The organism is Pseudoalteromonas sp. Of7M-16, from assembly GCF_022347805.1.
GTDB classification, from domain to species: Bacteria; Pseudomonadota; Gammaproteobacteria; order Enterobacterales; family Alteromonadaceae; genus Pseudoalteromonas; species Pseudoalteromonas luteoviolacea_F.
This window is the reverse complement of record NZ_JAKRFY010000016.1, coordinates 36774-58583: the sequence shown is the minus strand read 5'-3', so window position 1 is coordinate 58583 and position 21810 is coordinate 36774. Positions and strand designations below refer to the sequence as shown.

Below are 21810 nucleotides of genomic sequence, written 5' to 3'. Positions count from 1 at the left end.
GTGCCATCAAACAGGAGTCAACTATGCGAGTCACAAATATGTCTTTAATTCCGTTATTAGTAGCTGGCCTATGTATGTCAGGGTGTAATTCAGATTCAAGTTCTGGAGCTAATAGTCCCACAAATAGCAATACAGCAAACAGTACAACAGCTCAGCCTCAACAATCGCAATCTCAATCGCAACCAGAACAAACACATTCGACAATGGTCTTCATCAATGGCCGTATTTATACTGTGAATGAAAAAGCCCCTTGGGCTCAGGCAATTGCAATAACCGATAATAAAATTGTATTTGTCGGAACCAGTGATCAGGCACAACAATATATCGGTGACAATACCCAAGTTATCGATCTCAAAGGCAAAATGGTGATGCCAGGGTTTCATGATGTTCATATGCACCCTCTGGAATCAGGCTCTGACGCAACCCAGTTTACAATTCCAGAAGCAACTTCAGCGCAAACCTACATCAACTTAGTTGCAGAAGCCGCTTTCCAAAATCCGAATGCAGAATGGCTAATTGGTTACGGACACGCTATTGGCACACTATTAGAAATGGAAGATAACCCCATAGCAGTGCTGGACGAAGCGGTCCCTAATCGCCCAGTTATTATTATGGAACAGACGTCACATTCCATGTGGGTAAACAGTAAAGCGCTTGAGTTAGCAGGGCTTCATACCGAAAGTCTAGACCCTATTGGCGGCGTAATTGGCCGGGATGAGCAAGGTAATCTGGATGGTATTCTCTACGATAATGCTGGAAACCAGGTCATGGAGCTTGCCATGCGCTCACTCACCAATACCCAGCAAAACGATTATTTGGGACTGGTAGAGTATACGATGCCGGCACTTAACAAAGCTGGGATCACATCGATTAGCGATGCTAGAACATACTGGCAGCGTGGGCACTTAGATACTTGGCTAAAAATAGCGAATGAAGATAAGCTCACACTCAGAACACATTTGGGCTTGTGGGCATATCCGCAGATGAATGATGCCACTCAACTAAGTAAACTCAAGTCTCTCTACCAAGCCGATCCAGCTAGCTTGCTAAAGGTTAATCAAGTCAAATTTTATGTCGATGGGATATTGATCAATACTACTGCTGCAATGCACGAACCCTATCACCAAGATTGGTTAGAACTGGATGGTAACAAAGGGCTCAATTACTTCACGCAAGCTCGCTTAGAAAAGTATATAAAAGCACTTGAACCAACAGGCTTTGATTTTAATATCCATGCAATTGGAGACAGAGGTATACATGAAGCGCTCAACGCCATAGAAAATGCTTCTTCTGGCGCAGCTCGACACAGATTAACGCATTTAGAAGTCGTTGACCCTGCTGATTACGCACGTTTTGCCAAACTTGGTGTAATAGCTGATGCGCAGGTTGCAGGTGACTTTACCGACCCAAGTCACTGGCCAGAAAATATCCCTTTACTTGGTAGCGAGCGCTCTCAAGATTTAGTGCCAATAAAAAGCTTGGTAGACAATAATGCAACCCTCACATTATCTAGTGATTGGAATGTCAGTCCATTTAACCCCTTTATTGGTATCAGCAATGCAATGACGCGCACGCCACAGGCCATTACGTTAACGCAAGCACTTGAGGCCTACACCCTTAATAGCGCCTTTGCCATGCGACAAGAACATCTAGTCGGCAGCCTTGAAGTCGGTAAACTTGCAGACTTAATCGTATTAGATAGAAACTTATTCGATAGCACGGTAAAAGAAATAGCCAATACCCAAGTCGTGATGACGCTACTTGATGGTGAAATCGTTTATCAAAAATAAGCAACACTTTAATAAGGGGCGTAAGCCCCTTTTATTACATCAAAGCAACAACCCCTCCGTTAAAATCAGTTTTGATTACCACTAAATTACGAATAAAGTCACTTTTTTACTCTTACAACACAGACTAAACACTTACTCAACAATCTGATTGCGATAAATTACATTTTATTGTTTAAATATACTGAATAAAGGCTAGGTTCTTTTAAAATAGACAGTGTTACCATTGCGCAAAATTTAAACCTGTATTACCTATAAGTTACCCATACCATGTTCAAAGCATCCGTAATATCAAGAATATCAGTCGGATACACGGTAGTTCTCCTGGCAATGGTTGCCATCAGCGTTTTTTCTCTTTTCAGAATGTCTGAGATCAACAGTAATTTGAAAAAAGTCACACAAGTAGCTCAACCAATTGATATAAAAGTAAATTCTGTAGAAAGTAAGCTGGACCAACTCAATTTATCTGTTTATCAGCACTACCATGCAGATACCATTTCTGAACAGCTAAAATTGGAAGGTTCCATCAATGCATATCAGAAAAAGATCCAGCAGCAACTTGATGAAATGGCTAGATTGTTTGCCGATCTGCCAAATAATGATGAAAAGCTACACGTCGTTGAACAGTTTGAAGCAAGCAAAGCGCAAGTATTTAATGCACAAAAGAAATCAATGAATGTCGCAAGTGCCGCGCTGAAGAACAAAGCCACCTTAGAGCAGTACCAGAGTCAGGTCCGCCAGCTAGATGAGCAGCTGGGGAACATAACAGAACGATATAAGCGCTACAGACAAAATCAGCTAATTACAGCATCTTTGAGCCAGCTAAGGTACGGCATTTCCATCGCAAAGCAGTATCTGCTTATCAACAACTTACAAGAGCTTCAAGCACTATCAAAAGAGTATAAACTGTGGCTAGATGATTATGTAAAAAGTGGCTATCAGCTGCAAACACTGTCGTCAAATACCACATTACAGCGCAATATTCTTACGCCAATGGGGACAGTCGCCACTGAACTAGCTTGGATCATAGGCAAACAAGATGGTATCAAATCACTGCAAAGCAGTTACCTATCAAGTAAAAATGTGTTGATAGACAACCTAAGTCAGGTAGAAGCCGGTTTACTACAACTAAAATCTGATATGGCACACATTAGCCAGCTCAGCCAAACCTTTAGTGCAACCGTTGAGGAACAAACCACCGCTTCGGTTGAATCTAGCTTCACTTGGATTTCTTTGGCGACACTGACCACCCTCATGTTTGGCATCTTAACGGCCTTTTATATTACCCGCAGTATTAGCCGGCCATTGAAGCAAACAGTGGCTGACATCGAAAAACTAGCGACAGGAAACCTGGGAGAACAAATTTCCATCGCTGGTAAAGATGAATTCGCACAACTTCGCCAATCGCTGCAAAGTCTAAGGGTTGCTTTTGTTAATATCATTACTGACATTAAAACCCAATCCGAACACATTAATGAGTCAGTTGACACTTTATCAACCAGTGCCCAGCACACAACCACCATCGCCAATCAGCAAAAAGATCAAACGACTCAAGTTGCCAGTGCAGTTCTTGAAATGACAGCAACCTCCAGTGAAATCTCAGATACCGCCGAACAAGCCACCCAACTTATGGCTCATGCAGATGCACTAGCCACTCAGTCACAGGGGTTAGTGCTCGAAAACCAAACCCTCAGCGAACAGTTACGCGGTGATATGACCTCTGCAGCAGAGGTTGTTGCATCTCTTGACCAAGAGTGCCGTCAAATTCAAGAAGTTGTCAATGTCATCGATACCATTGCCGATCAAACCAACCTGCTGGCACTCAATGCAGCCATAGAAGCGGCTCGTGCAGCTGAGCACGGCAGAGGATTCGCTGTCGTTGCCGACGAAGTCCGAACGTTGGCGATGCGCACACAGACCTCCACTGAACAAATTCAAAGCAAGATTAACCAGCTCCTTTCATCTTCGGAGCTCGCTGTAAAAGCGCTTCACAGTTCTGTTGAGAACACTGAATCTTGCACGCAAATGGCTAGAGAAATTGATATTCAGATCAAAGAGTTTGCGCAGGGCGTAAGCAATGCACATCAGTTAAATGAAGTCATCGCCGAAGCGGCCAAACAACAACATATTGCAGCTCAGGAAATCAGTACCAGCATCGAAAACATCGATGGGTTGTCGTTACAGACACTAGATCAAATTCAACATAATAATGCCGCAGCCACAGAGCTGGATAAAGCTTCTGGCGCTCTTGTATTGATGAACGAACAGTTTAAGGTGCAATCAAAATGATCAAAGCTAGACTAATATACCTCATTGTTTTTCTGTTTGCTTACCCAGCTTTTGCCAGTGCCAAGCAACAACTTGATCTTTATACATGGCGCCAACAAGAGCAGCTGCTATGGGACAAGATCAATCGCCAAAACATTCTTAATGGCATTCAAGTCAATGTAAAAGTCATCGACTTTGATACTTATCAGGCACATATCCAATTAGCGGTTCAAAATCGTCGCGTCGACCTATTCCAGTGGATGCCAGGGGCTGCTGCCCTTGCACCATTGATTGAACACGGCGTGATCACAGCACAGTCATCTCCACCAGATTCTATTAACCCAAACGCACTACCTGCTGCAACAGGTGCTGATTCTAAAATCTATGGTGTCCCATTTGCCATGCAACTTGAGGGCATGTTGATCAATCAAAAGTTGCTCGCCAAACATGGTCTAACAGTTCAGCCTCGCACCATATCGCAATTGGAAAGTTTATTTGCACAACTTAAAAGCCACAATGTGACACCACTCCAAATGGCTAGTGACCAATGGTATCTGTCACAAGTCGTTGCCGAGGTCATGACTGCGGGTCTACTCAACGCCTCTCGCGCTAAAGAGCTCATTGCTGGTCAAGCGTGTTTTACCGATTCTGACTACCTCAACATACTCGAAACATTAAAGCACTGGTATGCTAAAGGCTATATCAACCAAAATGTTTTAACACAAGACTATCACGGTATGGGGACCAGCAAAGCGCTGGGGAACTCGGCGATTGCACTTGATGGTGGCTGGCGTGCAGGGCCAAATTCTGTTTTCTACCAAGTTGATAAAAGTTACCAAATCGAATTTTGGCCAGTACCAGGCGAAAGCGGACATTTCTATGGCTTTGCAGATGGTACCTATCAAATCAATGCGAAAAGCAAACAGGCAGAACTTGCTCAAAAAGTGCTACATTTTACTACCACTAAAACATTCGCCAACTTATTTGCCAACACGCTAAATGAGATCCCGGCTTACGGAGGACAGGTGCAAATTAACAGTGCAAATTTGCGTGCTCAAGCAAAACTGCTTAACGAGCAAAGTTATGATGCAAGTTTATTTACCGCTCCTTCATTAAATCAAGGCACACCGAGTTACCAACAACTCGTTGCAGAAGCAATAAAGCAGGTATTTTCCGGCAGCTCGGCTCAACAGGCGGCTTTACATATCCAACGAGGTCTGAATAGTTGGGATTATGTCGGTGCTAAAAGCTGTACCATTTAAATCCCCCCTCACAGGCAGCATTTGAGAAGAGGTAGATTACGTGGCGAGAATAGGTCGATTGTTATTAAACTAAAAACATCCCTAAATGCACATATCTAACCTTTGCTCAGTGATGCCTGTGCTCTTTAGTAAAAAGACCAGATAAAAACAGCGGGAAATATCATAGCGACAATGCGGGAGATAGGCGTGTAAAGATAAAATGAAGATTCTACTCTCATAAACACATAACCTGAACACACCTCGAAAGAACGCTAACCCATCCAATTGAGGTTGAAGTTAGCACTGTTAAGCATAGCCAAAGCTGGCGATAAATCAGTTGAAAGTTAAAAAAAATCAAGAAAAAACAGTAACAAAAGAAGAGTACTTCCAATTTTATCCGTAAAAATTCAATACCCATAGCCATGGGTATAACGCTGCAATCACGGCCAACTTAAAGGTTGCCACTTACTCTTTAAGTAAACTATTAAGTTAATTTGAGCAATGAAACTTATTAGTAAAATCAAACTGATAAATTTTACTTTACTATGTTCATAGCTTTCACGGTAATAACGCAACGTTGATAGTGTTGCACAGGGGGTATAATTGATGAAACATCGGCAAAAAATTGCGAGACGATATCTTGTCAGTGCATACAACTTCCGTAAACATGCACTTGGGTCATGGATCAAGCGCATGAATAAAATACATAAGTGGTGAAAGTTCACACACCACTTATGGGATCATTTCACCGACACATTATTGTGCCAACATTTCAAGCACCACTTGATGTGCCTTGTTTAACTGAATATCAACATTGTCAGCTGTCGAAGCTTGTGTAACAGGAACCAAGTAGTCTGGCTTAATTCCAACACCGATAAGTTTACTGCCATCCACTTGATCCGATCGTGCGCCAGTATAAAAGTAGTAAATCCCACCGTAAGCAGGACCACTAAAAACCCCGCCGAAGACGTAGTCGCCGTTGATCCCTGAGGTAATTTCACCAACAATAGGCATGTTCAAGTTTTGTGCAATCATTAAAAAGTGCTCTCCGGCACTCATGTTAAACTTAGAAGAAATCGCCACTGTTGGAACATCGAATAGCTTCTCGTTTAGAGGTACGCCCACTTTAAATGAATGGACGTATATATCTTCTTGATTTGGCGCCCTTTGAGAGTGATGATAAAAAGGCCCTACAGCCGTTTCGATATCCGAAAAATATCCCATAAATTCACGAACAAGCATAAAGTTCCTTGGATAGCCACGCATGTCTAATACAATAGCAGCTGCATTTTTCAGCGCTTCTTTCGCTTCATTAACTTGAGCCTGAGTGCCAATATCAAATACGTTTAGTCGAACAATGCCATTGCCTAACTCTTGCACCAAGGGTTGCGCTACTGCATGACTATGGAAATCTCCAATGACATCTTGGTGTATTGTTGCGGTGGTGGTTGTAACCGTTTCACCACTTGGTTTTCTGAATGTTAATTCAACTAAATTTGGAGATTTATAGTTTCGCGTCAACCCAGTAGTTGCTTCTAATACTGCCGCGTGATCACTTTTTGGAATCGTGGTAGTCGCCGCTTGGATTAGCTCCTCTACAGCCACACCATCAATAGAAACAAGTTCATCTCCGATCTCAATTTGCAGTGATATGTAATCGGTTTTGCTCGTTACAATTGCTTTACTCTCAATATAATCTAAACCAATCGGTAGCTGGTACACACCTTCATTTCTAAATTCGTTAGGTAACGCGATAAAAACATGATTGTCCTGTAGCTTTTTAAACTCAATATTGATGGTGCTCTGCAGATTTTTCGGGTCATCCAGACACCCTTCCAATAAGGCCACATGACTGTCTTCCCATTTAACAGTTACTTGCTCAAAGTACGGCCAAAAATGATAAATTTCTGCCCACATAGAACTCAGCGCAGCCATACATGTCGCTGGATTCATCAAAGATGACTGTTTAGGGTTGGGCGGCCTAAAAGTTTCTCCGCTTAAACTGTCTTGGCTATTTAGATAAAGCGGCCAATAAACTGGTTGATTACCATATACATCGCTGTAAATTTTAGACTTTGGAGTCTCTACATTATTGACAAGTTCTGAAAATATTCCAGACTCTAGATTCCGTTCATACGCAGTCACATTACGCGCCCCCGTTGCAACCCAAGTTCGGGCTACTTCGTTATTTTTAACAGCTGGTAGATCGCTAGGCTGGGTGGATATATGTGGGGCTATTTTTTTAAGCTGCGCAAAGGCATACTCTAGACGCTCGCGCTGCGGTAACTCAACCATTTCATTGATTGTTTTCTCAAGGAAATAACTCCATATAGTTTGAGAAACAGCTTCACTGGGATAAAAATATCTGACTCGATGTACAAATTCACTAAAGGTTATAATATCAGGTAGTGCTTGTTGAAATTGGCTGGTGCTCACATTGCTGTTTTCAGGTGCTTGTTCAGCCAAGGTATTGGCGTGCAACAATCCACTCGCTGTAAATAGCGTCCCGATACAAAACCCGCGGCCGAGAAATTTCAAGATCATAGTAACTCCTTTTGTTATTATCATTTTTCAGACCTATAATGGTTACAGACAATCAAATTTGTCAACTGACAATCCCGCTTATGATAATTTTAATACATTGATATTTATTAACTTTTTAATAATTAGATATAATACATAGCGATATAAAATACGAAGAAAGTCACTTAATATTCTTGTCTCCAATCCACACATAGAAGCCAATAAAGTATTTATTTACTCGGGACTCAAGGCAATAAAAGAGGAAATGTAACGAAGATAATGCTTTAAATTACGACATTCTCTAACCTAATGTCAGCGCAATACTAAAATCTACTGGGAAATTTTTATCAAAAGGATAATTTGTACTTGTTTTAGCTAGTAGTAACGGTATCGTATAGCAAATTTTATAATCAAGCTTGTCTGTTGGAAGTCAAATGCGTTTACTAATGTTTCTCCTTTTTTGGTTATCAATCCCTGCTATAGCCTACCAAGTTCAACCCATGATTGTTGACTTAGCAGCGCATGGCAACAAGTCATTAGTCACATATCGCTTGCAAAACCCCAGTGAAAACACATTACCCATCGAAATAGAGGTATATAAACGTACATTTGATGAAAACCAACAGGAAATACTGGTACCTGCAGAAGATGACTTTATTGTTCTACCGCCGCAAGTCGAAGTAAAAGCAAAAAGTTATCAAGTATTCCGTGCCAAATACTTAGGTTCCCCGGAGCTTAAAGAAACTCATTCTTACCGAATTGTATTTAAACAACTGCCATTGCCCGATGAAGACGACAAATCAGGGGTTAAAATGGTGTTTAATTTTGCAACTCTGGTATTTGTCAGCCCTGATGGTATAAAAGCGCAACAACAAAGCGAGATAAGCTGTGAAAAAATCGATGATTGCAAGCTCACAATTGCTAACAAAGGTAAGCGAGTATTAGACTTATCTCATTTCGACTACCACTTCCACCAAGGCGAAACAGTTATTAGTTGGGCGAAACTGCAATCAATTACATCTGGACGTTTCATCATGCCTGGACACAAGATGGAAGTTGATTTAAAACCCGTCATTACCAACAAGCCTTCCAAAAGCGCAGAGCTGATAAACCTATTCGATAAAAAGTAGCTTTATCTATGTTATTTTTGGGCGCTTATATTCGGCCTTTTGATTGGAAGTGTGTGTTATACGCACTTCTTTTATTTTGGGTTTCAAAGACGTTTTCCGCTACCTTCGAGATGGACTTTCCTGTGCGGCTGCATGTTGCCGAGATAGGGCAAGTTTCTGCCGCTACCGATGGATTAGAGTTGAAATCAATTGCCGCTGCCGAATTTAAAAACAAAATGCACTCAGTGTTGAGTGAAGAAATTCTGGCATGGTTAACCGAGCTAGGTGATACAGCCGTCACACCTGCTGAGTTCTCAGCTAAAGGGATTGAACTTACTCTACAACCACAGGATTTGACTATTGAAATGTCACTGTCAGAAGCAGCAATGGCCACAGATAGCTTGTCATATGGTAGGCAAAAGCACTTTGAACTACCCGAGGGAGAAGCAAAGTGGGCTGTGTTGAATAACTTTAACTTGAATCATGAACGAACCAATAATAACCATGACCATAGATCACAGCTGGAGTGGTTAATTGATGCCAATATTGGCGGCACAGACGGCATCAATATGAAAAGCTCTGTGTTTTGGGAAAATGGCAATCAGAGATCTAGTAAAGTTTATCGAGGAGAAACAGCATTTTACTATGATCAACCAGATAAACCCTTGCGATACACATTAGGCGACACCAGCATGAATAGCGCAGGGCACCTGCCTGGTGCTCAACTGGCAGGATTTAGTATTGAGAAAGCCTACTCTAAATTGCAGCCACAACGCCGCATCACACCAGGCAATAGCCAGCAATTTGTGCTTCCTCGTACGGCACTGCTCGAAGTTTACATCAATGATTTTTTAATCTCACGACTGCGTTTGAAAGCGGGTCGATATGACCTAAGTGACTTGCCGCTCACTTCTGGAGAGAACAATATTCACGTGGTTGCAACTTACCCCAATGGTGAAAAAGAAGAGTTTCATTTTACAACACACTACAACGCTAGGCTGCTAGCTAAAGGACTTAGTGACTATTCACTATCAATTGGTTATCTCTCCTCTCTTGAAGAACAGCGCTTTCACTATGACGACGACTTAATCATATCTGGCACCTATGAATACGGACTCAGCGACTCCTTTACCTTTGGTTTCAATGGCGCTGTACACCCACTGGGCCATGTGCTTGGTACACTGGCGACTATTAATAGCCCGATTGGCAATCTCTCACTGCGATACTCTCAAAGTGAAGTGAATGGCACTGCGGGCAGTATCTATTCGCTTGAAACTGAACATAGTATATTTGGTCACGGTAATGTTGGCTCACCCAACTTTCGTTTGGGGTACGAAATCAGCCATGACTTTACCAGTAGCCCATGGCTTGAATTCGATACCAAAAACAACCGCAACCGCGCATTTGTGGATTACAGCTATTTTATTAATGAACATATGGACTTGAATTTCAACGCGACGCGCGCCGAGAACGATGACAACTTTGTCACCGATAGCATCACCGCTGAGTTTAATGTTCGGTATGAAACAATTCGCTTGAGAATGGGTTACAACCACGCCAAAAGTGACGATGATAGATTTGAGCCTGACAATCAGTTCTTTCTCAACTTTACTTGGAACTACGACAGCCGTGAAAGTAGCAATCGCGCTAGAGCCCAGTACAACAGTCGCACCAAGGTATCGAGTGCAAGTTATGCAAAAACCAATCACAACTTTGTCAACGACTATGGTTACCAAGTACTTGCCGAGCAAGGAGAAGACTTTAGACAAGAGCAATTAGAAGCGAGTTATACAGGCGCTTTTGTCAGAGCAGATATCAGCGCCAACAACCACTCTCGTTTTGGCATTCGTTCAGACAGCAGCGCAAGTGTGAACTTATCAACCAGCTTGGGAGTTGCTGATGGTTACCTTGGTATGGGGGCGACCACGACCGCACCATTTGCCGTCGTGACCAAACACAACTCACTTAAAAATGCAGATGTCTTGATAAATGTTGATCGAACTGGGCGAGCACAAACTAAACCGAGCAGCCAGATAGGTGCACTCGTTGATCTAGGTAACGGCTATAGTAAAACTCAGCTTAACGTCGATGTACCCGACGCTCCACTTGGTTACGACTGGGGTCCTGGCATCTATGTTAAAGTAGGAGGCGCAGCAACAGGCCATCATATTCAAATAGGATCTGACTTATCATATACCATTATTGGTACCTTAGTAGATGATAAAGGCACACCAATTGCAATGAAACGAGGGCGTATTGTAAAACAGCAAAACGCCGAGTCCGCCGACTCCCAAGCACAAAGTTGGCCGTTTTTCACCAACCGTACCGGGCGTTTTGTAGTAGAAGGAATAAGCTTGGGTCACTTTGACATCGAGCTAGATGACTTAGTCGGACAACTGAGTATTGCTGACACCGAACAGCGGTTTGTCAGAATAGGTAAAGTAGTATTAAAACCAGCCCAGCCTAAAGGAGGCGCACATTGATGAAGTTCAAGATCTTGATATTGCTGATTTTGAGTTATCTGCTGTCCACTTCACCAGCACAGGCTAATTGGCGGAATTGCTATGGTAATTTATTGGCTACTTCCAATCCAAGCGATATTATTACTGAACATAAAAATCGTGTTTCAGTCTTTTTACCCCTTAAAGTACAAGTATCGGATAGGTTACTCGACTGCGCCGATGAAATATGGGTTGAAGATGTCTACTACTACTCAATGGTTTTTGAGGGCCCTACTCAAGATAAATATGCCAAGCTGTTTGACGCTCAGTTTAAAAAGATCAAAGTAAGAAATGGTATTTGGAAGTCAAAGCTCAAGGACCGCACTACTCAAATGTGGGTACGTCTGCGGCACTACAGTTTATTTCCAGCTGGTGAATATTACGGTGCCATTAAAGTATCTGTTGTTAGAAATAATCAAGTCGTAGAAGAGCAATATCTAGACATGACTTATTATTCTGAGCCTCAAGTTTCAATATCACTGGATAACAATAGTAAAGGCAAAGTATCAGGTGGTCATGGCCAATACCAGATCAACTTAGGCGAGCTTAAGAGCAATATGCGTTTTTATTGGGGCATTAAAATTCTCAGCAATAGCTCTTACGATATTGTCTTAGACTCAGAATTCAATGGATTGCGTCATGAAACCAACACTCGAGCACTAATTGACTACACCATCGCCTTTGATAACGTCAAAATTTCGTCATCAGAGCAACTTAATCGCAGCTACAACTTTTATTCAGGTGTCAAAAATAAGTGGTATGGCTTTGAATTTGTTTTGGGCAATGTCGAGCTAATGCCCGCAGGTTATTATCGAGATAATTTATCACTCACAGTATACCCAAGGTAAGCATATGATAATAAAAGGTTAAATGATTTTTTACCACACAAAACACAAAAAGTTTGGAATAAATTTTAATTCTTGGCACACCCTTTGCTTTTAAAATATCAACTAGGCAACGGGGCCTAGCACTGAAAACTAGATATAAAAACTACTTCGTGTTTTGTTTAAGGGGAAAAGCCATGAACGCATTACTAAAATCACTATTCGCTGCAACTGCATTCACATCAATCACTGCAGCAGCTGCTGTCTCAGATATCTCAGGTACTGAAGCTAAATTCACTTTCGAAGGTACAATCGCACCAATGTGTAAAACAAGCAGCGGTAGCAGCAACAGCGTTACTGGCCTAAAGCTTGATTCTTCTCAACAGACGCAAGAAATCGGTACTCTAGACGTGTGGTGTAACACTGGCGAAAATGCAACGACAGAGTACACATCTGCAAACGGTGGTTTCCTAGTCGCAAACAACGCGAAAGGTAGTAAAATCGCTTACACACTAAACATCGGTGATACTTCTGGTATCGATTTACAAACTGGTACTTACAAGCATTCAAAAGCAACGACAGCGGGTACAGGTGTGACTGGTGAAACTCAAGCTACATCGCTTAAAATCACACCTCAATCAAACGGTCTAGATGACGCAGGCACTTACTCTGATACTATCACAGTAACAGTAAGCCCTAACTAATTTGAAATTGGGCAGATAAGTTTATGGCTTAATCTTTACTGCCCAACTCATCAAAAATGAGTTGACTAAAGTAAGTGTCAGCTCATTTCTCCAACCAAGCCGCTCCCGTATTTATGCCAAATACGTGGTGCTTCATAAATAATTATATTGAAGCAATTTCCACAGAACCTACTCAGTTTCAGTACATTGTTTTTTAATACAAGCTGATTAAACTCTAGCTTATTCGTCCCTACTTATATGGGTTTAGCTAAATTCATAAACCGAACTAAGCAGCCTCTTATTCGAAAGTACAGCGCCACTTCTTTGACCTAGAGAATACAGAGCAGCATTGACACTTTTCAGGTTACCATTCAATACAGCTTGATTGCGCCCTCACTCATAAAATGCGCCTTCTACAATCTATATTTTCAAAGCTAAAAAACAAACACTCGTTGAGTAATACCCAAATTCAATGGGCAAAAAATAAGAGTAGGATAAAGCACCTCCTGTCTAGATATCAGTTTGAAAAGCAGCCATGTCGGTTAAAAAGGAGAGAGCCTGAACTTGGCTCATTTGCTCGGGATCAAATTCAGTTTGGCCGTTTTTACGCAGCAACTCATAAAAAAATTCAGAGCCCCCTGCATAGCCCATTTGCCACTTTGCAAAGGTTGGGCTTTCTACCTCGTCATAACTAATTATGGTTGCTTCTTCATGCCTTGGATCATCGGCAATATCGAGATACAGTTCATTAACGGCTTCTCTGTCACCTTCTAATGCTTGCAAAAAGAACTGGTTTTCAAAGCAGAGCATACCGCACACCGAGATTTCATCGTTGTTAGAACGCGCCGTTTCCAAAATATTACGTAAATCCGACAAGCTCATACTGCGAGATGCCTGACTAAAATATACCAATCTCACTTGCTTCATACCCTTACGCTCCTAGTAATGACTACTCAAGTGCCTTTGCACAGAAAGTGTAATCATTGGCTATAGTTAACAAAAATACAAGGCAAGAACAGTAATGATTATGGAAAGACAACAACACACAATTTTGAATATTGGTCCGCATTCAGCGCCTCTTGAAGCACTTTTAAAACAACTAAATTGCGATGTTGAAACTGCCACCAACTTAAGGGCAAGCAAAAAACTTATACGTAAGAAAAAACCCGGACTCATCGTGCTAAACGTTGAAGACACAGAGTCAGAAGAATTAGCCGAACAGTTACTGGAATATGTCAGAATCGGTTGCCAAGACAAGGACATGATATTTATTGTAGCCCACCAACCTGAGCGCATGCCCGATGCACTAAGCTGGATTGAAAACTATGATATTGCCAGTTTTATTAGCCTTGCCCAAAACAAAGAAGCCTTCAATTTAAGCGTCATTGAGCGCAATCTCAAAGCTTGGCAGCGGCTTTTGCAAATTAACGCACAGCACAAAGCTGAAAGCGATTTATTGATGAGTGTTGCCCACTTACATCGCAACAATAATGACATCAATGAAGTCATGCTCACTTTTATGCAATCTCTTGCCAATATCGCCTGTGCGACAACACACTGTAGAATTAAGATCAGCAATCAAAATGAAGGTGAGCTAAGCCAAGTTTGGCCACAACAAGAGTCAATGGAACAATTACTCTCTAGTGCTTTTGGACTGCCAACTCTGCCCGCCTACTTGGCTCGCTCACTGACAGAAAAAAAGCCTCAAATTGACCTTTTACCAGGTAAGGAAACATTTCACTCGGTTAACCAATTGCTGGGGTCAAACCTCAGTAGCTATCTGATATTTCCTATCGTTGTATACGACAAAGTGCTGGAATTAATGGTATTTTTCATTGATGAACAAGCGATGGACTCAGTGTCTATGCGACAGATAGATGTTGTCAGTAAATCCGCAGAGCAATTAACCATCTTACTTGAAAGAAAGGAGTCAGAACGGCGCTTAAAGAAGCAGTGTAAAAGGTTAAAAGAAGCGCTGATTGAGCTAAAGCAAACCCAAACACAGCTTGCTCATAGCGAAAAAATGGCAACTGTCGGCCAGTTTGCCGCAGGCATCGCCCATGAGATCAATAACCCGCTCTCTTCTGTGCTAAGTAACTTTGGTTCGATGGATAACTATTTGGACAACATCCTTAATTTGCAAAATTTGCACGACCAATTTTTAAGTGCCGTTGAAGTTGGCAATCAGCATATTGGCGCTGAAATTAAAAACCAAATCAGTAACTATCGAGGACAATCAGATATTGATTTTATTTATGATGATATCCGTGAAATCGTCGCTCAATCTCAAATGGGGTTAAGCCGAGTCAGCGAAATCATCAAAGATTTGCAATCATTTACAGTGCCGAACAATCAACACCATACCAAACTGGACGTCGCCGCAATTCTAAACCAAAGCCTGACCTTACTAAACAACCAAAACCCCAGCGCAATTTCAGTGACAACCAATTTTTCACATACTTGCCAGCCAACTTCGAATCCTGGATTTGTGCAACAGATCTTAACCAATTTACTGAAAAATGCTTTTCAAGCCATAGCACAATACAATAATGACCACCCGTTTGTTGAGCTAAGCTCAAAAGAGACCGATGGCATGCTACTGTTAACAGTAAAAGACAATGGCCCTGGGATCCCTTTGGATATTCAAGAGAAGGTTTTTGACCCATTTTTTACGACCAAAGAAGTTGGTCAAGGCAGTGGGTTAGGCCTATCGGTGAGTTACAACTTGAGTAAGCGACTTGGTGGTAGTTTATCGCTTCAATCTGAACCAGGTGAATGTACCTCATTTACCTTAGCGCTGCCGATAAACTAGATTAAATCACTATGCTGGCGCTTAGTGATTTCCTAGTATGTACCTTGCTCATTTTTCGACGGTATGAGGGTCCAACAGCCACTAAAGGTACAAATAAAATAAATAACACTCTTAATATATAAGTCAGATTATGTAATGCCTGCCCTTGTTACAGTGGGGCTTGTTATTACTGGGGATCAACATGGCAAATAAACACTGACAACGGCACCGCCATCTTCACAATTGCGAAAAGCGAGCTTGCCCTGATGTGCATCGATAATCTCGCGACACAATGCTAAACCAAGTCCAGTACCCGAATGCTTTGTCGAATAAAACGGTAGCAGAGCGTTTTCAAGTACCTCTTGGGCCATGCCCGTGCCAAAGTCGCGCACTTCAATGGTAATTCCCTGTTGCTCTAGTTCAATAAAGCGTACTTGCACTGGAAGTGACTGTGCTTGCTCACTTTGTGCTTCATGGGCATTTTTCAGAATATTGATAAGTACCTGCTCCAACTGGTGCTCATCGGCATACAGCGATGATTCAGGGATCTCAGTTGTCAATTCAAATGGGTACAGTGCGTTTAATTGCTCTAGCAACGTTGGCCATCTGATCAGTGTTTTGCTAGGTAACTTTAGCTTGGATAGCTCACCATAGCCTTTGATAAACTCATTTAAATGACCTATCCGCCGCGATATAGAGCTAAACACTCTATCGAGGCGAGGTTCTTCTAGATTCTGCGCAAGTAACTGACCTGAATGACACATGGAGCTGATAGGGGCTATTGAATTATTTAGCTCATGGCTAAGTACCCTGATGACTTTTTTCCAAGTCTGTACTTCTTGGCGACCAAGCTCATGTGTGATGCTTTTCAATAGATATAAGGTATGGCTAGCCTGATGAATACGCATCCCTGACTTTGCCAAGTGCCAAGCTTGCTCATCACCACTGGCATCTTTGAGCGTGAAAATGCTCTCTCCGCTATTTTGTAGTGCCTCTGCAAACCCACCGTCCAATTCGCTTCGAATAGCTAGCCAATCGTGTCCGAGCAACGACTCACCATGATTAAACATTAATTCAGCGGCCCGATTGGCAAAAATAATTTTGTGATCTGGACTCACTAAAAACGTGACCACAGGCGACGTATTGAGCACTTTATCTAACAGCATTTCACGCTGATATAGATGTTGCCGCTCTTTTCGCAACTTTTCTGCACACTGGTTAAATACTGTAAAAACACTGTCGTAAATTGGGTGTTTTTTGGGCGCGATACTGACTGAAAAATCACCATCAATTAAACTTAACAGACCCTGTTCAATGCTGCGCTGAATATTGGCCTGTGCCTTATTGTATCTGTGATACATGTAGCCAATTAAACTAAACATCACAGTGCCAATCAGTAAAAAAACCAGCGGATAGTCAGGGCCATATACAACCCCAGCAAGAGAAAAAGCGACTTGGCACAAAAAGAAAAAGATCAGTAACTTAGTCATCGCTCTTTTCCAGTTTGAACTTTTCGATGCGTCGATAAAGGGTCTGGCGACTTAAACCGAGCTCCTGCGCTGCATGCGCAATTATCCAGTTGTGCTTGTCCAACACCTGCTGCATATGTTCTTTTTCGCTCAGTATTGAAGTTTGTTCCTGCCCTTGGAACGCACTTGCGGTTACACAGTCCCCCTCAGCAAAAATAAGTGCTCGCTTACAGGTATTTTCAAGCTCGCGTACATTGCCCGGCCAAGTGTATTGCATCAAAAATTGTTCGGCATCTTTTGATAAAGTATACGCGTCACCAATAAAGTGATTCGCCAGCGGTATAATATCCGCTTTGCGCTTATTGAGTGGCAAAATAGTCAACTCCATTCCATTTAATCGATAGAACAGATCTTCTCTAAAATCACCATTTTTAATATCGAGTTGCAGATTTGCATTGGTCGCACTGATCACCCTAACATCCACTTTTTGCGTCACATTGGAACCCAGCCGCTCAAACTCTCCGGTTTGCAAAACCCGCAATAGTTTCATTTGACCTGAGAGCGGCAAATTACCAATTTCGTCTAAAAACAGAGTGCCTCCATCTGCGGCTTCAAATCGTCCAGCTCTGGCTTGATTTGCCCCAGTAAACGCACCTTTTTCCGCGCCAAACAGCTCTGCTTCCATCAACTCTTGTGGAATAGCGCCCATGTTTACCTTGATAAAAGGCTTTGTGGCACGTTGAGATTTGTGATGTACAAAGTCAGCTAGTTTTTCTTTGCCAGAGCCATTCGGACCTGTGATAAGCACATTGATATCTGCCGCTGCAACCTTGGTTGAAGTATAGATAAGCTCTGACATTTCTTTGCTTTGGTAAACGAGCGCGCACTCAGTTGATTGTGTCACCTTGACCGCTAACTGCTCTTTGATCGCACCAAGTAACTTTTGGTCGTCCCAAGGCTTGGGAAGATAATCTGCGGCGCCAGACTTTACCAATGTAATAGCGGTTTCTAACTGGCTCCAAGCAGTGATAATAATAATCGGCAGTGACGGATTGAGCTCTTTTAGCGCACTAAATAACTGTTTGCCTTCCTCTCCTGATGTGGTGCCTTCGCTAAAGTTCATATCCTGGATCACCAAGTCGATCTTTTGATGCGACACAGCCAATAACGCTTCTTTTACACTGGTCACACTCAGTACTTGGTAATCGTGAATACTCAGTAGCAAATCTAGTGCATCTAAAATATCTGGGTTGTCATCAACAACGAGAATTGTGTTCATATGTGCTCTGCATACATACAGCGACTATTATGCCGCTGTATGTTGATTCCTTATTATTTATAGCGTGCGAGTCGCTGTGACAGGCGCTATTTTTGTTGTTTTCCAAGCTGGTAACCCAGTTGCTGCAGTACCAGAGATAAACACGATAATAACACAAATCAAATAGCTCATTACATCGGGTTTAGGCATTAAAATAACGTTAGCTAACAACATATTAATGGCAATAACACTGGCCACACCCAGCCCAGCAGCAATTGCACTTACCAGCCAATTTTCACTCAATACATACAACAATACGTCTTTTTTACGCGCGCCAAGCGCACGTCTTATCCCAATGAGTTTTTTCTGCTTTGAAACATGAAAGTGTGCATGTGCAAAGCAACTTATCATTGTTACCAACAGCATAAATGCCGTCAACAAACTAAATAATGTGGCTAAGCTGGTTGCTTGTTTAAAGTAGTCACTGTGATGCTCTTTCATGGTTATCATTTCACGTATGTCGCGCTCAGGATGTACTTTTTTCAGCGCATCCCTGATCACCTGTTTAGTTTGCTTTAAATCTCCCGGCGCCACTTTAACCAAATAGATCAATCTAGATTGCGCACGTGCCATATTGCGAAATTTAAAAATACCGTAATGAGGATATGTACGACCGGGCCTAATCGCAAAGTCAGAAACGATACCGACGATGCGCCCCTCTATTGTTTGTTTTCCAACCGCTGACTCCCCTGGGTAAAGCGCTTCAGCCAAAGCTCGAGAGATAATGATATTAGGCTCAAAATCAGGGGACTCTAAATAACCACGTGTCGCATTGTCGCCCTCGTTAAAGTTTCTGCCAAGGTGAATTGGCGCATCTAATAACGTAAAGAAATCTTGCCCAACATAGTAGGTAGGTATGCCGCTAAATTGACGGTCAACGGGCATATCTTCTGGGTGATTAATATCTTCAATTGAATGATAGTTCCCGCCACGCATTAACGGTAACTGGTTGGTATACGTCACCCTGTCTACCACTTCGAGATTTGCCAATGCAGCCATGTCTTCATCAACGACTGATAAAAAGAAATCTGCATCTAAGAAAGCTTCTGATGTGGGGCGTACTTGGAATGCCAACACATTTTCCATATCAAAGCCAACATCACGAGATAACTTTTCATTCGCTTCAATACTTAGCAATAAGCTGTTGCAAGCTAGCCCGATAGTTAGAACCAGTTGAAAAATTAGTAAGCCCGTCGCAAACTTGCGCAGTAACATTGATTTAAATAGTGCTTTTATGTTCATCAGCCTGCCCCTACTTTAAAATACTTGCCAATGGCGTACGAGCGCCTTGAACCAATGGGTAAATCGTACTTAATAAACTCGATGTGAGCGCCACACCGAACCCAATCACGACCATATGCAAGGGTAATTCTGCTACCGGCGCTAGGTCTTCAAAAAGCTGACGGTACAAAGCCAACAAACTGATTGCCAGCACCAAGGATACCAATGCACACGTTATACCTAAAATAACGCTTTCAATAACCCCTTGATAAAACACCTGTTTGCGACTTGCACCAACAGCGCGCCTTAAATTGGACTCAAACTGCCCTGCTTGATAGCGCGACAACATTAAGCTATTGGCATTGAAAATACATACGAGTAGAAACAGCCCAGTGGCAAATGTAAACGCCAATAGATCTTTGTCTATCACTTCGTTTTGCTCAAGCCACGCATTGACATCATATAAGCGATTGTCGACTTCATGACGATGATTACCTTTCTCGTGCAACTGCTGTGCATAGGTATCAATAAAGGTCTGAAAAGCGAGTTGCTGCTCAGCGTCTATCAGTTCAACAAACGATTGAATGTAGTATGCATTTATCTGTCTTGTTTCACTTAAGGTGGTGTAGTCATCGGTTGACAATGTACGGGCGTGTACGGCCCAGTTATTATCAATCGCCACTTCAATTGGCACAAAAATATCATCGGTTTTGTTAAACGCTCGCCCTTCTGTTGCATGATAAAATAGAGGCTTCATGATCCACGGTTTTAGTACCCCGACGATATTATAAATTTGGCCTTGTAACTCTAACTGTTCACCAACACTGTTTTCGCCCCCAAACAATTTGATGTTAAGTTCATGGCCAATCACGATGCTGTTGCTGTGCTCATTTTTCCACGTTTCGCCAAACGCAAATTCAGCCCCCATCATGGCGAAAAAAGACGCTGTGGTTGCACGCGTTGCGCTTGAATAACGCGTTAAGTCTTGCGAATCTGCACGACGGCTGTAAACGTGGGTCGCATAGTGCATCGTAGCGCGATGCGCGACTCCTGCATCAACAATCGCTTTGGCATCGCTATACCTTATGGTGTGCATACTACCAAAGGTATTATTTGCCCCCGCGTACGTGTTCATATTCACACTAAATATTTGGTCACTTTTTCCCGGAATAGGGTCCTGCGACATCAATGACAGCATGGATAAGTTGGCCAGTAAAGTTCCTATGCCTATTGATAAAGTAAGCATGATCAAAGCGAAAAATAGCGGTGTTCGTCTAAAGTTTCGTATGCAAAGTTGGACATAATAGGTAAACATTTCCATTGTGAGCTCCTTAAATCGACAGCGGTTCTTGACTGGTTTGTTGCGCCTTACTGACTGGTGCGTAGATGCTGTAGTCTGTGATCTGCCCATCAATGATTTGAATATTGCGATTCACCTCACGAGCCTGATCCGGATCATGGGTCACCATAATAATGGTACTGCCCTCTTTGTTAATGTCTTTGAGCAGGTCCATGATCTGTCTCGCCATTAAAGAGTCGAGGTTACCTGTTGGTTCATCCGCTAATAAAATTTTAGGCTCTCCAGCCAAAGCTCGAGCGATGGCAACACGCTGCTGCTGACCACCAGAGAGCTGGCTTGGCAAATAGGCATGACGACTGGCAAGGCCCACCAACTCAAGCGCATGCTCAATACGACTGCGTCTTTGCTTTGAACTCAGGCCGCGATAGCGCAGTGGCATGTCCACGTTGTCGTAAATACTGTAATCAGGGATCAAGTTGTAGTTTTGAAAGATAAATCCTATTTTTTCATTTCTCAGACGAGACAGGTCGTCGTCTGACAAACCATTTACACTTGTCCCATCTAAGATATATTCCCCTTCATTAAAGTCATCGAGTAATCCAGCCACGTTTAAAAACGTTGATTTACCCGAGCCCGATGGTCCTGTCACAGCGACAAACTCGCCAGCCTCAACTTGCAGATTAAAATCGCGCAGTGCGTGAGTTTGAATGGTTTCACTGCGATATACTCGGCTAATATTTTTCATAGAAAGCATAATGAGATCCTTAATTCTTAT

General features: G+C 42.4%; 15 protein-coding genes. 8 read left to right on the top strand and 7 right to left on the bottom strand.

Annotated elements, in window-relative coordinates:
- The first annotated feature begins 23 nt into the window (after window positions 1–23).
- The 3 genes from MHN81_RS16570 to MHN81_RS16560 all read left to right on the top strand — a co-directional run bounded on the left by MHN81_RS16570 (window position 24) and on the right by MHN81_RS16560 (window position 5317).
- Window positions 24–1790 (top strand): amidohydrolase, encoded by a 1767-nt coding sequence (locus tag MHN81_RS16570; protein ID WP_239426252.1) that lies wholly within the window; start codon window positions 24–26, stop codon window positions 1788–1790.
- Window positions 1791–2057: 267 nt separating this feature from the next.
- Entirely contained in the window at window positions 2058–4076 is a 2019-nt protein-coding gene (locus MHN81_RS16565) for a methyl-accepting chemotaxis protein (RefSeq protein ID WP_275447016.1), read from the top strand.
- Window positions 4073–5317: an extracellular solute-binding protein gene (locus MHN81_RS16560; RefSeq protein ID WP_239426250.1), complete on the top strand. Its 1245-nt coding sequence runs from the start codon at window positions 4073–4075 to the stop codon at window positions 5315–5317. The genes MHN81_RS16565 and MHN81_RS16560 overlap by 4 nt, the downstream gene beginning before the upstream one ends.
- A 735-nt stretch (window positions 5318–6052) precedes the next feature.
- Here MHN81_RS16560 and MHN81_RS16555 read toward each other — a convergent pair.
- Window positions 6053–7840, bottom strand: a complete 1788-nt coding sequence (locus tag MHN81_RS16555) for a S41 family peptidase (protein WP_239426249.1) — start codon at window positions 7838–7840, stop codon at window positions 6053–6055.
- Window positions 7841–8253: 413 nt separating this feature from the next.
- On the opposite strand from MHN81_RS16555, the gene MHN81_RS16550 reads away from it, so the two are divergent.
- The 4 genes from MHN81_RS16550 (at window position 8254) to MHN81_RS16535 (ending at window position 12957) form a co-directional block, all read left to right on the top strand.
- The gene (locus MHN81_RS16550; RefSeq protein ID WP_023398223.1) at window positions 8254–8949 is read left to right on the top strand and encodes a fimbria/pilus periplasmic chaperone; all 696 of its coding nucleotides are present in this window, start codon (window positions 8254–8256) and stop codon (window positions 8947–8949) included.
- A 53-nt stretch (window positions 8950–9002) separates the two neighbouring features.
- On the top strand, window positions 9003–11411 hold the full coding sequence (locus MHN81_RS16545; RefSeq protein ID WP_239426248.1) for a fimbria/pilus outer membrane usher protein: 2409 nt from the start codon (window positions 9003–9005) through the stop codon (window positions 11409–11411).
- The gene (locus MHN81_RS16540) at window positions 11411–12277 is read left to right on the top strand and encodes a hypothetical protein (protein WP_023398225.1); all 867 of its coding nucleotides are present in this window, start codon (window positions 11411–11413) and stop codon (window positions 12275–12277) included. The genes MHN81_RS16545 and MHN81_RS16540 overlap by 1 nt, the downstream gene beginning before the upstream one ends.
- 173 nt (window positions 12278–12450) lie before the next feature.
- The gene (locus MHN81_RS16535) at window positions 12451–12957 is read left to right on the top strand and encodes a hypothetical protein (protein ID WP_023398226.1); all 507 of its coding nucleotides are present in this window, start codon (window positions 12451–12453) and stop codon (window positions 12955–12957) included.
- Window positions 12958–13446: 489 nt separating this feature from the next.
- Here the strand turns inward: MHN81_RS16535 and MHN81_RS16530 are convergent, their stop codons facing one another.
- Window positions 13447–13863, bottom strand: coding sequence for a BLUF domain-containing protein (locus MHN81_RS16530; RefSeq protein WP_239426247.1), 417 nt, complete (start codon window positions 13861–13863; stop codon window positions 13447–13449).
- Window positions 13864–13963: 100 nt separating this feature from the next.
- Here MHN81_RS16530 and MHN81_RS16525 point away from each other — a divergent pair, with 100 nt between their 5' ends.
- Window positions 13964–15748: an ATP-binding protein gene (locus MHN81_RS16525; RefSeq protein ID WP_239426246.1), complete on the top strand. Its 1785-nt coding sequence runs from the start codon at window positions 13964–13966 to the stop codon at window positions 15746–15748.
- A 176-nt stretch (window positions 15749–15924) separates the two neighbouring features.
- Here MHN81_RS16525 and MHN81_RS16520 read toward each other — a convergent pair whose 3' ends face one another.
- The 5 genes from MHN81_RS16520 to MHN81_RS16500 are packed head-to-tail and all read right to left on the bottom strand — an operon-like array spanning window position 15925 to window position 21789.
- The gene (locus MHN81_RS16520; protein WP_239426245.1) at window positions 15925–17217 is read right to left on the bottom strand and encodes an ATP-binding protein; all 1293 of its coding nucleotides are present in this window, start codon (window positions 17215–17217) and stop codon (window positions 15925–15927) included.
- On the bottom strand, window positions 17210–18475 hold the full coding sequence (locus MHN81_RS16515; RefSeq protein WP_239426244.1) for a sigma-54 dependent transcriptional regulator: 1266 nt from the start codon (window positions 18473–18475) through the stop codon (window positions 17210–17212). The genes MHN81_RS16520 and MHN81_RS16515 overlap by 8 nt, the downstream gene beginning before the upstream one ends.
- 57 nt (window positions 18476–18532) lie before the next feature.
- Window positions 18533–19756: an FtsX-like permease family protein gene (locus tag MHN81_RS16510; RefSeq protein WP_239426243.1), complete on the bottom strand. Its 1224-nt coding sequence runs from the start codon at window positions 19754–19756 to the stop codon at window positions 18533–18535.
- A 10-nt stretch (window positions 19757–19766) separates the two neighbouring features.
- Window positions 19767–21056, bottom strand: coding sequence for an ABC transporter permease (locus MHN81_RS16505; RefSeq protein ID WP_023398232.1), 1290 nt, complete (start codon window positions 21054–21056; stop codon window positions 19767–19769).
- 10 nt (window positions 21057–21066) lie between these two features.
- Window positions 21067–21789, bottom strand: coding sequence for an ABC transporter ATP-binding protein (locus MHN81_RS16500; RefSeq protein WP_023398233.1), 723 nt, complete (start codon window positions 21787–21789; stop codon window positions 21067–21069).
- Between the last annotated feature and the right edge of the window lie 21 nt (window positions 21790–21810).